Below are 12,456 nucleotides of genomic sequence, written 5' to 3' on the forward strand. Positions count from 1 at the left end.
AGAGACAAAGACGTGGATGCCCGGGTCAAGCCCGGGCATGACGATGTGGATGGATCAGCGCGCCTCACTGGCAAAATTTTCTATCCCATCGCCTCTTTGACCAGCTCATTGGCGGCTTCCGCCAACAGCTCGTCTGCAGCTTCGCCATAAACTGACTCGCGGCCGATTTCCAGCATCACGGGGACGGCGAGCGGGGAGACGTGGTCAAGTTCCCGATGGGTGATGCGGCCCTGGATGCGTATCAGCATGTCACTGAGGCGGCGCAGGTCGAGCAGGCCGGTGGCGGCATCGGCGCGCGCGGCGCGCAGCAGCACGTGATCGGCCTGGTGCTTGCGCAAGACGTCGTAGACGAGATCGGTCGAGAACAGCACCTGGCGGCGGCTCTTCTCTTCGCCGGTATGCCGCCGCGCGATCAGGCCGGAGATGATCGCGCAATTGCGGAAGGTGCGCTTCATGAGCGCGGATTCGGCGAGCCAGGCTTCGAGATCGTCGCCGAGCATATCGGGATCGAATAGCGCATCGAGATTGATCCGGCCGTCGCGGATCATGAAGGAGAGATCGCCAAGCCCCCAGATCGCCACGGCATATTCGTTGGCGACGAAGCCGAGCGGCCGGGCGCGGTCGCGCTCGAGGCGACGCGTCAGCAGCATGCCGAGCGTCTGATGCGCGAGACGGCCCTCGAAGGGATAACAGACGAGATAATGTTTGTTGGCGCGCGGAAAGCTCTCGACCAGGAGCTCGCGCACCGCCGGCACGCGGGAGACATCCTTTTGCAGCGACAGCCAGTCGCGCACCTGCTCCGGCAATCCGCCCCATGCGCTGAAATCATCGAGCAGCCGGCGCACGCGCTCGGCGAGATAGGTCGAGAGCGGGAATTTGCCGCCCATATAGGATGGCACCTTCGGGTCTTTGTCATGCGCGCGCGAGACATAGACCTGGTCCTCGACCAGGGTCTCGTAGCGTACCACCTCGCCGCTGAACACGAAGGTATCTCCGGGGCTCAAGCCCTCTATGAAGGCCTCCTCGATCTCGCCAAGCAACCTGCCGCCGCGCGCGATCACCCCTGTCGCTCCGCCTGCTTTTCCTTGGCCGCCGCGCGAGCGCACCAGCCGCACTTTCAGCATGTCATCCTCGACGATGGTGCCGACATTCATGCGGTAGCTCTGCCGCACTTTTGGGTTGGCGACGCGCCAGCGGCCCTCCTTGTCCTGCTTGATGCGGGCGAAGCGCTCATAGGTCTTCAGCGCGTAGCCGCCGGAGGCGACGAAATCGACGACGTCGTCAAAGTCCTGGCGCGACAGGTTTGCGTAGGGCGCGGCGGTGCGGACCTCCTCGTAGAGCTCGTCCGAGAGAAAGGGCTCGCCGCAGGCGCAGCCGAGCACGTGCTGAGCCAGCACGTCGAGCGCGCCAGTACGCAGCGGCGGCGTGTCCTGCGCATTCTCGGCGATGGCATCGATGGCGACGCGGCACTCCAGCACCTCGAAGCGATTGGCCGGCACCAGCACCGCGCGCGAGGCTTCATCGAGCCGGTGATTGGCGCGGCCGATGCGCTGCATCAGGCGCGAGGATCCCTTGGGCGCGCCGATATTGACGACGAGATCGACATCGCCCCAGTCGACGCCGAGGTCGAGCGAGGAGGTGCAGACTACGCCGCGCAGTCTGCCCGCCGCCATCGCGTCCTCGACTTTGCGGCGCTGGGCGACGTCGAGCGAGCCGTGGTGCAGCGCGATGGCGAGGCCGTCGTCGTTCATGCTCCAGAGATTCTGGAACAGCATCTCGGCCTGGCTGCGGGTGTTGACGAAAACCAGCGTGGTCTTGTTCGCCTTGATCAGCTCGTAGATTTCAGGGAGCGCGTGGCGCGCGCTGTGGCCGGCCCAGGGCAGGCTTTCGCGGGTGTCGAGCATCTCGACCTCAGGCGGCGCGGCGCCGCCTGCGATGACGATGTCCGCGGCGGTTTGCTTGCCTTCGGTCTGCGGCACCAGAAAGCGCGCGAGCTGGTCCGGCTCGGCCACCGTCGCCGACAAGCCGATGGCGCGCATCTGCGGCGCGAGGCGCCACAGCCGCGCCAGCCCGAGCGAGAGCAGATCGCCGCGCTTGGAGGTCACCAGCGCGTGCAGCTCGTCGAGCACGATGCGCCTCAAGGAGGAAAACAGGAACGGGGCATCGTCGGAGGACAGCAGCAGCGCAAGCTGCTCGGGCGTGGTCAGCAGAATATCCGGCGGATAGCGTCGCTGGCGCTGCCGGCGCGACACCGGCGTGTCGCCGGTGCGGGTCTCGACCTTGACCGGCAGCGCCATCTCGGCGACCGGCCGCTCCAGGTTGCGCGCGATGTCGACGGCGAGCGCTTTCAGCGGCGAGATGTAGAGCGTGTGCAGGCCGCCGGTGCGCTGCAAGCTACGGCCGGTGGAGACGAGGGTTTTCTTCGCGCCAGTCTCCCGCTGAGCTGCTTCAGAAGAGAGCTCGACCAGCGTCGGCAAGAATCCCGCCAGCGTCTTGCCAGCACCGGTGGGCGCGATCAGCAGCGCCGAGCGATCCTCGCGCGCCTTCTCCAGCAGCGCCAATTGATGCGCGCGCGGCGACCAGCCGCGGGCCGCGAACCACGCATTGAAGCGGTCGGGCAGCAGCGCAGGCGTCTCGGCCGGGGATTTGAGGATGCGGGGCGGCACGGCATAAGAGGTAAGCCGTGGCGGTGGGTTCGTCGAGGGGTGGGCTCTTCGCCTCTCCCCGCTCGCGGGGAGAGGCCGGAATTTGCGCGTCAGCGCGAATTCCGGGTGAGGGGGAGCCTCCGCGAGTCCAACTGCCTCCGTCCTCGCGGAGGCTCCCCCTCACCCTACCCTCTCCCCGCAAGCGGGGAGAGGGGAAGAGGCAGCGGGGCTCCTCACTCCGACATCGGCTTGTCGGAGATGTCCCAGTCCTTGCCGGTGAACGTCGAGATGAACAGCGTCTTCATCGGCGTGTAATCCGCGGGCGTGTAGCTGTAGGTGACGCCGTCGAGGAAATAGGGCGAGTGGAAACCGCTGAGGTTTGATGCCTGCTTCAGCACGTTGGCGCGGGTGAGATCGTCGCCGCAGCGGCGCAGGATCTCGCCCATGGTGACGGCCTGGCCGTAGCCGGCGAAGGCAATGGTGTTATCGGGATCGATCGCCGGCGTGTACTTCTTGCGCAGCTCCTCGAACGCCATCACGTCCGGATCCTTCTCCCATTTGGGCAGGCCGACTTCCTTGTTGTAGCGGATGGCGACGATGCCGGTGGCGTTCTCCAGGCCCGCGGCGCTGAGGATGGAGCGGCCGGTCGAACCGGCAGACAGCAGTTGCAGCGGCTTCCAGCCGAGCTCGGCCACTTTCCGGATCGACTGCGACGACGCCTTGCCGGTGGAGATGTTGTAGAAGACATCCGCGCCCGATTTCGAGAGGTTGATGAGCTGGGAATCGACCGTCGGCTCGGTGAGATCGTAGGTCTGCTCCATGATCACCTGCGCGGTGCCGCCGGCGTCAGTCAGCACCTTCTTGAAGGGACCGAGGAAGTCGCGGCCGAAATCGTCGTTCTGGTAGAGGATGCCGATCTTGGCGTTCGGCTTCACGCTGACCACGTGCCGCGCGAGAATGCGCGCCTCGGTCGGATAGAGCGGCAGGCCCGCCATCGTCCATTTGAACTCTTTCGGGTTATTCCACTTCGACGCGCCGGTGTTGAGCAGGAGCTGCGGCACGCCCTTGGAGTTCAGGTATTTGTGCACGGCGGTCTGCGGTGCGGTGCCGAGCGAGCCATAGAGCGCCAGCACCTCCTCCTGCTCGACCAGCCGCCGCGTCGCCTCGACGCATTTCGGCGCGCTGTAGGCGTCGTCCATGGTGAGAAACTTGATCTTGCGCCCGTTGATGCCGCCCTTCTCGTTCAGCATCTGGAAATAGGCTTCGCCGATGCGGCCGAGCACGCCATAGAGCGAGCCGGGGCCGGAATGCGGCACGGTCTGCCCGATCTTGATCTCGGTGTCGCTGGCGCCCGCATCGTATTTCTTCTCCGCGGCCCAGACATACGGCGCGGGCAAGGTGGATGCGGCGATGGTGGCGAGCGCGGCGGCGCTGAAATCGCGCCGCGATGGATTCTTGGTCATTATTATTTTCTCCCTGGTGCGCGCATTGTGCTGGCATCGCAGCACGGCTCGCAAGTGGGAAGTCGCAGCTTTGCGACGCAATGACGCTCAAATTACAGGTTGGCTAGCGCCTAGACTCAAGTTTTCTCGGCGACGACGACGAGGCCGCGTACCGGCTCGTTGTTTTCGTTGCGCGGCCAGGCCGACTCCAGCGTGAGAAGTTTGAGCCCGGCCTTCGCGATGGCGCCGCGCGCATATTCCGCGGAATGGGCATAACGCAGGCCTTCGCCGAGCATGATGCCGCCGCCGTCATGCGTCTCCAGCGTGAAGGCGAGCACGCCGCCTGATACGAGCACGCGCTTTATTTCGGTGAGCACCGGCGCGAGATCGGAGAGATAGACGAAGGCATCCGCGGCGACGACGAGGTTCGCGCTCGCATCAGCCTTGCCGCGCAGGCCATCGATCATGTCGGCGACTTCGAGCTCGGCATAGAGGTTGGTGGCGCGCGCCTGCTTGATCATGCCGGGCGACAGATCGATGCCGATGAAATGATCGACCTGCTTGGCGAAGGCGGCGGCTGCGAGCCCGGTGCCGCAGCCGAGATCGATGGCGTGCTTGAAGAAGGCGGGCTTCTTGGCGGCGACGCGTGAGGCCAGCACCGCCTTGAAGATCAGGCTCGGGGCGCGATAGCCGAGATCGTTGATCAGCGTGTGCTCGAAGCGTGGTGCATATTGATCGAACAGCGCCTGCACATAGGCCTTCGGCATCTCCGCGATCTCTGCCTCGCCGAGCCGCACCAGATGCAGGCCGGCGCCGTGCTGATCGCCCGGATCTGATCGGCGCGCTTCTCGAAACGCCGCGATGGCCTTGTCGCGTTCGCCGAGCTGCTGCCGGATTTCGCCAAGCGCGAACCAGGCCGAGGTGAAATCAGGCGCAAGCTCGATCGCCTGCTCCAGGAGGTTCGCGGCCGCCGGCAGATCGCCCTTGAGCTGGAGGTCGCGCGCGAACTCGAAGCGACGGTCGGCCATGAGATCGCCGGAGGTCAGAAACAGGCGCAGGGGCATCTTGGAACCAAAGACTGTCATTGCCGGGCTTGACCCGGCAATCCCATCAAAAAAAGGAACTGTTTAGGGAGATGGATGCGCGGGTCAAGCCCGCGCATGACCGGTGAATTCGGGGAGTCTGCTTCCTATATGGCGAAGATGCGCCCCCAAGACATCCTGCTGCCAGTTGCTGCCGGCCTGTGCTGCAAGCCCGGCGGCTTCCATATCGACCCTGTGCGCCCGGTCGAGCGGGCCGTGATCACCCACGGCCATTCCGATCATGCCCGCGCCGGCCACGGCGCGGTGCTGGCGACGCAGGAAACCCTGGACATGATGCGGCTGCGCTACGGCGAGAATTTTGCCGGCTCGACGCAAGCGATCCGCTATGGCGAGGAGATCCGGCTCGGCGACGTCACCATCAAGTTTCGCCCGGCCGGACACGTGCTGGGCTCGGCGCAGATCGCCGTGACCTGCAAGGACACCTGCATCGTTGCGTCCGGCGACTACAAGGACGCGCCCGATCCGACCTGCACGCCGTTCGAGCTCGTGCCCTGCGACGTCTTCATCACCGAGGCCACCTTTGGGCTGCCGGTGTTTCGTCATGGCGATGCCGCCGACGAGGTCAAGAAGCTGCTGGCCTCGGTCGCGCTGTTTCCGGAGCGTGCGCATCTCGTCGGCGCCTATTCGCTCGGCAAGGCGCAGCGCGTGATCGCGCTGCTGCGCCAGGCCGGCTACGACGCGCCGATCTACCTCCACGGCGCGATGGAGACGATCACGCATTACTATCAGAGCCGCGGCATTGAACTTGGCGATCTGAGGCCCGCGAAAGGCGTGAAGAAAGCGGCGCTCGCCGGCACCATCACGCTGGCACCGCCATCGGCGACATCCGATCTCTGGACACGGCGCTTTCCCGATCCCGTCACCGCCTTTGCCTCGGGGTGGATGCGCGTGCGCGCCCGCGCGCGGCAGCGCGGCATCGAGCTGCCGCTGGTGATCTCCGACCATGCCGATTGGGACGGCCTCACCGCCACCATCGCCGCGACCGGCGCCGGCGAGATCTGGGTCACCCACGGCCAGGAAGATGCGCTGGTGCATTGGTGTCAGAGCAAGGGCCTGAAAGCGCGGCCGCTCGACCTCGTCGGCTATGGCGACGAGGAGGAGAGCGAGACGCCAATTCAAGACGAGGCCGAAGCATGAACCGCTTCGCCGAGCTTCTGGACCGTCTCGCCTACGAGCCCGGCCGCAACAACAAGCTGCGGCTGATCATCGGCTATTTTCGCGAGGTCGGCGATCCCGATCGTGGCTATGCACTGGCCGCGCTCACCGGCGCGCTCAGCTTCAAGCACGCCAAGCCTGCGTTGATCCGCGACTTGATCGCGGCGCGCACCGATCCGGTGCTGTTTGGATTGTCGTACGATTATGTCGGCGATCTCTCGGAAACGGTGGCGCTGATGTGGCCGAAGGCGGCGATGACCGCTCACAACAACCCGCCGCCTCCGACCCTCACCGAAGTCGTCACCACGCTGCGCACGCTCGGCAAGATCGAGCTACCGAAGCAGCTCGAGCGCTGGCTGGACGAGCTCGATGAGACCGGCCGCTGGGCGCTGCTGAAGCTCGTCACCGGCGCGCTTCGCATCGGCATCTCCGCGCGTCTCGCCAAGACCGCGGCCGCCGCGCTCGGCGACAAGGACCCGCATGAGATCGAGCTGATCTGGCCGGGCCTCTCACCGCCATATCTCGACCTGTTCGCGTGGTTGGAAGGCCGCGGCGAAAAGCCGGTCAATCGCGATCCCGCGCCGTTCCGCCCGGTGATGCTGGCGCACGCAATCGAGGACATGGATTTCGCTGCACTCGATCCCGCTGACTACATCGCCGAATGGAAATGGGACGGCATCCGGGTGCAAGCCGTCGCAGGACGTGATGATCGCGGCCACATCACGACGCGACTCTATTCGCGCTCCGGTGAGGACATCACAGGCAGCTTTCCCGACCTCGTCCCCTCGCTGCACCTGCCCGGCGCGATCGACGGCGAGCTGCTGATCCTGCGCGAGGGCCGCGTGCAGAGCTTCAACGTGCTGCAACAGCGACTGAACCGCAAAGTCGTCTCGCCGAAGCTGATCAAGGAATTTCCGATCCACTTGCGCGCCTACGATTTGCTCGGCGACGACGAGAACGATTTGCGCGAGCTGCCGTTCGCGGAACGGCGCGAGCGGCTGGAGACCTTCATCGCAAAGCTTGACGATCCCCGCATCGATCTGTCGCCCACCGTCCCGTTCGCAAGCTGGGAGGCGCTGACCGCTGCGCGCGCCGATCCTGCCAGTGCCGGCGCCGGCAGGGATGCGGACGCGGTCGAGGGCGTGATGCTGAAGCGGCGCGATGCGCCTTATCTTCCGGGGCGGCCGAAGGGCCAATGGTGGAAGTGGAAGCGCGATCCGCACATCATCGACGCCGTGCTGATGTATGCGCAGCGCGGTCACGGCAAGCGCTCGTCCTATTATTCCGACTACACGTTTGGCGTCTGGACCGAGGGCGATGGCGGTGACGAGCTGGTGCCCGTCGGAAAAGCCTATTTCGGCTTCACCGACGAGGAGTTGTTGCAGATCGACCGCTTCGTTCGCCGCAACACCACGGAAAAATTCGGCCCCGTCCGCCATGTCGTGCACAAGCCGGACAAGGGGTTGGTGCTGGAGGTCGCTTTCGAAGGGCTCCAGCGCTCGCCGCGGCACAAATCCGGCGTCGCCATGCGCTTTCCCCGCATCAGCCGCCTGCGCTGGGACAAGCCGCCGCGCGAGGCCGACCGGCTGGAAACGTTGGCGAGGATGTTGAAGGCGGAACCAGCGGAGATTGAGGCGTGAGGTGTGCTGGACTGAGGCTCGCTTAGCGCCCAGGCGGAGGTGCGCCCCCTCTCCCGCTTGCGGGAGAGGGTTGGGGTGAGGGTGTCTCCGCATTGGGATTCCCCAAGAGGACAGAGCCCTCACCCGCGCGCGGGACGATGCTTCGCATCGCCCGGGGCGCGACCTCTCCCGCGAGCGGGAGAGGTCGCACCGAGCCCGAGGCCAGCCGCGCGCCACTATCGAAGCTCTGGCGTGCTCACCCGAATTAAAATGCGGTAAGCTGATTGACGCATGGTTGCGGGTTCCCCATGTGCCCCGCCGTGCCCTATAATGGGGTCGAATCCGCCCAAGGAGTTTGTGATGGCCCACGACGTCAGAGATTTGCCGGCCGGCCGCAGCGATGGCCTGAACCGCTTTCTCGGCGGCACGCCGCTGGCGGTCGCGTTTCGCCTGGTCCTGCTCTCGATCCTGGTCGGCGTCGTGCTGGCCGCGATCGGCTTCGACCCCTGGAATATCATCCACAGCATTCGCCTGTTGTTCCAGCGTCTCTGGGATCTCGGCTTCGATGCCGTGAACTGGCTGTGGCGCTACTTCCTGCTCGGCGCGGTCATCGTGATTCCGATCTGGCTGCTCTCGCGCGTGTTCGGCGCGCCGCGCGGCAGGTAACTTATTTTTTTGAGCATGATCTTGTCGGAAAACCGCTTCACACTTTGCGCTGACGCGGCCCTTCGGGTCCGGATCATGCTCTAGGGAGTCCGTAGCCGATGCAATTACGCTTTGTCGGCTGCGGCGACGCCTTCGGCTCAGGCGGCAGGCTCAATACCTGCTTCCACGTCTCGGGGCGTGAAGCCAACTTCCTGATCGATTGCGGCGCGTCGGCCCTGCCGGCGCTGAAGCGGCTCGAGATCGACCGCAACGACATCGACCTCATCCTCATCACGCATTTCCACGGCGACCACTTTGCGGGGCTGCCATTCTTCCTGCTCGACGCGCAATTCTCGCGGCGGACGCGGCCGCTGACGATTGCGGGCCCGCAAGGCATCGCGACGCGGCTGCGTGTGGTGATGGAGGCTCTGTTCGAGCATTCCTCAGAAACCAAGCAGCGCTTCGAACTCAATGTCGTGGAGCTCGCGCCTCAGCAAAGCCAAAGTTTTGGCGCGGTGACGGTGACGCCCTACCCGGTCGTGCACGGCGAATCCGGCGGACCCTTCCTCGCCTATCGCGTCGAGGCCGAGGGTCGCACGCTCGCCTACAGCGCCGATACCGAATGGACGGACACGCTCATTCCGCTGGCGAATGGCGCGGACCTTTTCATTGCGGAAGCCTACATGTACGAGAAGGTGATCAAGAACCATCTCAGCCTGAAGACCTTGGAACAACATCTGCCCGCGATCGGCGCCAAGCGGCTCGTGCTCACCCATATGAGCGACGACATGCTGTCGCGCCTGGATGACATCGAGCATCTCGCCGCCGAAGACGGCATGGTGCTCGTGTTCTGACATGCACGCGCCCGTTCATCCCAGGATAGGCTCCCGCCAGGTGTTCGCCATCGCCGGGCCCGCGATGGTCGCGAACCTTACCACGCCGCTGATCGGCGTGGTCTCGACCACGGCGATCGGACGGCTCGACGATGCCGCCCTGCTCGGCGGCGTCGCGATCGCGTCAGTGATCTTCGACTGCCTGTTCTGGCTGTTCGGCTTCCTGCGCATGAGCACGCTCGCCTTCACCGCGCAGTCGCTGGGCGCGGGTGACACGCGCGAGCCGACCGCGATCCTGGCGCGCGGCTTCATCGTTGCTGGCCTGATCGGCGCTGCGCTGATCGCACTGCAGCTGCCGCTGGCCGCAGTGCTGTTCGACCTCATGGGCGGCAGCGAGGGTGTGACACGGGCCGCGAAGACCTACTTCAAGATCCGGATCTGGTCGTCGCCGTTCGCGCTCGCCAATTACGTCGTCCTCGGCTGGCTGATCGGCCAGGCCCGCGCCAATTCAGCGCTGTTGCTTCAGGTGGTCATCAACCTCGTCAACATGGCGGCCACGATCCTGCTGGTGCTCATCTACGACACAGGCATCGCCGGCGCGGCGATCGCCGCGCTGTTGTCGGAAGCGGTCGGATTCGCTCTCGGCGTGATCGTCTGCCGCCATTATGCCGACGGCGGCTTCGCAGTGCCGTACGCTACTCTGCTCGACCGCGAGAAGCTCGTGCGGATGCTGGCGGTGAATTCCGACATCCTGATCCGCACCGCGGCGCTGATCGCCGCGTTCCTGTTCTTCACCGCCAAGGGCGCACAGGCCGGCGACGTGACGCTGGCCGCCAACTCCGTGCTCAACAACTTCCTGCTGGTCAGCGCCTTCTTCCTCGACGGTCTCGCCAACGCGGCCCAGCAGCTCTGCGGCCGCACCCTTGGCGCACGCGATGCAAAAGGATTTGCCGATTCGACCCGGCTGGTGCTGCTGTGGGGGCTCGGCTTTGCAGTCGTCGTCGCGGTGCTGTTCGCGCTGTTCGGGCCGGCCTTGATCGATTTCATGACGGCGAGTGACAACGTCCGCCGTACCGCGCGCGAATTCCTGCCGTTCGTCGTGCTCGCACCCATACCCGGCGTCTTCGCCTTCGGCTTCGACGGCATCTATATCGGCGCGACCTGGGCGCGCGAGATGCGCAATTTGATGCTGGCCTCGCTCGCAATCTTCCTCGGCACCTGGTGGGCGCTGCAATCGTTCGGCAATGCCGGACTGTGGATCGCGCTGATGGCGTCCTACGTCTCGCGCGGCGGCTTGCAGGCCGCGCGCTATCCGGCGCAGTTCAGGGCGACGTTCGCCAAGCGCTAGAAGAATCGTAGCCCGGATGGAGCGCAGCGCAATCCGGAGTCTTCGTGTAGGTGGGCCGATCCCGGATTGCGCTTCGCTCCATCCGGGCTACGCAGCTCGCTTACATCCCCGGCCAGTCTTCCGCCGTGAGCGTCGCGGCATCCGCGCCGACGATCTCGGAGAGCGAATCCCGCCCCGTGCGGAGCAACGTCGACGTCAGATCGCGCTTGATCTCGTCGACGAGACCGAGACCCTTGTAGACCAGCGACGAATAGAGCTGGATCAGGCTGGCACCGGCGCGAATCTTGGTCAGCGCGGCCCCGCCCGAATCGACGCCGCCGACACCGATCAGCGGGAAGGCGCCCTCGACGCGCACATAGGTCTCCGCGACCATGCGCGTCGACAGGCGGAATAGCGGCCGTCCGGACAGGCCGCCCTGCTCCCTGGCGCGCATCTCCTCGCGCAGCGTGCTCGGCCGCGCGATGGTCGTGTTCGACACGATCATGCCGTCGACCCGGCGCGAGCGCGCGACCTGCACGACGTCGTCGAGCTGAGCGAGGCTGAGGTCAGGCGCGATCTTGAGCAGCACGGGCGTGTCGCCGGCCTTCTGCCGCACCCGCTCGCGCGCGTCGATCACGCGTGCGAGGAGATCGTCGAGCAATGCGCCTTCCTGCAAATTGCGCAGGCCCGGCGTGTTCGGCGAGGAGACGTTGATGGTGAAATAGCTCGCGACCGGCGCAAAGGTCTCGATCAGCTTGACATAGTCGCCGACGCGATCGGGAGAATCCTTGTTGGCGCCGATATTGACGCCGACGATGCCGCCATGCTGCGCGCGCGCAGCTAACCGGCGCAGGGCGAGGTCCGCGCCGTCATTGTTGAAGCCCATGCGGTTAATGACGGCCTCGTCGCGCTCCAGACGGAACAGCCGCGGCCGCGGATTGCCGGCCTGGGGTTTCGGCGTCACCGAGCCGATCTCGACGAAGCCGAAGCCGAGCCGCAGCAGCGCATCCGGCACCTCGGCGCTCTTGTCGAAGCCCGCGGCCATGCCGATCGGATTGGGGAAGTTGAGCCCGAAGGCGCGCATCGCGAGCTTGGGATCGTCAGCGCGCGGCTTGACCGGGGGCAAAAAGCGCAGGCCCTGGATCGCGAGGCGATGCGCATCCTCCGGATCGAGCCAGCGCAGCACCGGTAGCGAAAAGGCGTCGAAAGCGCGGATCACGGCAGCAGCTCCGGAACATCGTGGCTACCGTCGGAGCGGATGTTGAGGTTCATCACCGCGATCACCGCGCCGAGATCGAGCTCGCCATAGAGATGCGGAAACAGTTCGTCATTGCGCGAGCGCTCCCAGCGCAATTCGCTGCCGAGCGCATCGCCGTCGACCTCGACCAGGAACAGCGCGCGCTGCCCGGCATAGTGCTTGCGCAAGGTCTCGGGAACCTGGGCGGCGGTCGAGAAATGGATGAAACCGTCGCGCGCATCGTCCGCGCTGCCGCGGTAGATGCCCTGCCGTTCCGCCTCGCGCCAGGCCGAGGCCGGACAGATTTTGTAGATCTTGACCACCGCTTACGCAGCCCTGTTTGCTCTTTGAGTCTTTTGGGTTTTTTCGTCTCTCGCGGGTCCTGAAAACCCGGGCGCGACCGTAAAGGCGGCCTCTGCCGAACTCAAGACCTAGAGCCTTTTCCGGTCC

The 12,456-nt window shown here is 65.4% G+C and carries 10 protein-coding genes; 5 read left to right on the forward strand and 5 right to left on the reverse strand.

Going from position 1 to position 12,456, the window contains the following annotated elements:
* Nucleotides 1–80: 80 nt before the first annotated feature.
* The 3 genes from AAE027_RS17460 to AAE027_RS17470 form a co-directional block, all read right to left on the reverse strand.
* Nucleotides 81–2,666, reverse strand: a complete 2,586-nt coding sequence (locus tag AAE027_RS17460; RefSeq protein WP_370987794.1) for a ligase-associated DNA damage response DEXH box helicase — start codon at nt 2,664–2,666, stop codon at nt 81–83.
* A 212-nt stretch (nt 2,667–2,878) separates the two neighbouring features.
* Nucleotides 2,879–4,108, reverse strand: coding sequence for an ABC transporter substrate-binding protein (locus AAE027_RS17465; protein ID WP_370987793.1), 1,230 nt, complete (start codon nt 4,106–4,108; stop codon nt 2,879–2,881).
* Nucleotides 4,109–4,224: 116 nt separating this feature from the next.
* Nucleotides 4,225–5,151 (reverse strand): class I SAM-dependent DNA methyltransferase, encoded by a 927-nt coding sequence (locus AAE027_RS17470; protein WP_370988012.1) that lies wholly within the window; start codon nt 5,149–5,151, stop codon nt 4,225–4,227.
* Between the two features lie 138 nt (nt 5,152–5,289).
* Between AAE027_RS17470 and AAE027_RS17475 the strand changes: the two genes are divergently transcribed.
* The 5 genes from AAE027_RS17475 (at nt 5,290) to AAE027_RS17495 (ending at nt 10,790) form a co-directional block, all read left to right on the forward strand.
* Nucleotides 5,290–6,327, forward strand: coding sequence for a ligase-associated DNA damage response exonuclease (locus AAE027_RS17475; RefSeq protein ID WP_370988011.1), 1,038 nt, complete (start codon nt 5,290–5,292; stop codon nt 6,325–6,327).
* Nucleotides 6,324–7,985, forward strand: coding sequence for a cisplatin damage response ATP-dependent DNA ligase (locus AAE027_RS17480; protein WP_370987792.1), 1,662 nt, complete (start codon nt 6,324–6,326; stop codon nt 7,983–7,985). Before AAE027_RS17475 ends, AAE027_RS17480 begins: the two co-directional genes overlap by 4 nt.
* Before the next feature lie 339 nt (nt 7,986–8,324).
* Nucleotides 8,325–8,630: a DUF6460 domain-containing protein gene (locus tag AAE027_RS17485; RefSeq protein WP_091885415.1), complete on the forward strand. Its 306-nt coding sequence runs from the start codon at nt 8,325–8,327 to the stop codon at nt 8,628–8,630.
* A 98-nt stretch (nt 8,631–8,728) separates the two neighbouring features.
* The gene (locus tag AAE027_RS17490) at nt 8,729–9,463 is read left to right on the forward strand and encodes an MBL fold metallo-hydrolase (protein ID WP_370987791.1); all 735 of its coding nucleotides are present in this window, start codon (nt 8,729–8,731) and stop codon (nt 9,461–9,463) included.
* Nucleotide 9,464: 1 nt separating this feature from the next.
* Nucleotides 9,465–10,790 (forward strand): MATE family efflux transporter, encoded by a 1,326-nt coding sequence (locus AAE027_RS17495; protein WP_370987790.1) that lies wholly within the window; start codon nt 9,465–9,467, stop codon nt 10,788–10,790.
* Nucleotides 10,791–10,890: 100 nt separating this feature from the next.
* Here AAE027_RS17495 and AAE027_RS17500 read toward each other — a convergent pair whose 3' ends face one another.
* On the reverse strand, nt 10,891–11,988 hold the full coding sequence (locus AAE027_RS17500; protein WP_370987789.1) for a quinone-dependent dihydroorotate dehydrogenase: 1,098 nt from the start codon (nt 11,986–11,988) through the stop codon (nt 10,891–10,893).
* Complete coding sequence (locus AAE027_RS17505; protein WP_091885138.1) at nt 11,985–12,329, reverse strand: DUF952 domain-containing protein; 345 nt, start codon at nt 12,327–12,329, stop codon at nt 11,985–11,987. The genes AAE027_RS17500 and AAE027_RS17505 overlap by 4 nt, the downstream gene beginning before the upstream one ends.
* Between the last annotated feature and the right edge of the window lie 127 nt (nt 12,330–12,456).

It is taken from the genome of Bradyrhizobium sp. DN3, from assembly GCF_041357655.1.
Classification (GTDB): domain Bacteria; phylum Pseudomonadota; class Alphaproteobacteria; order Rhizobiales; family Xanthobacteraceae; genus Bradyrhizobium.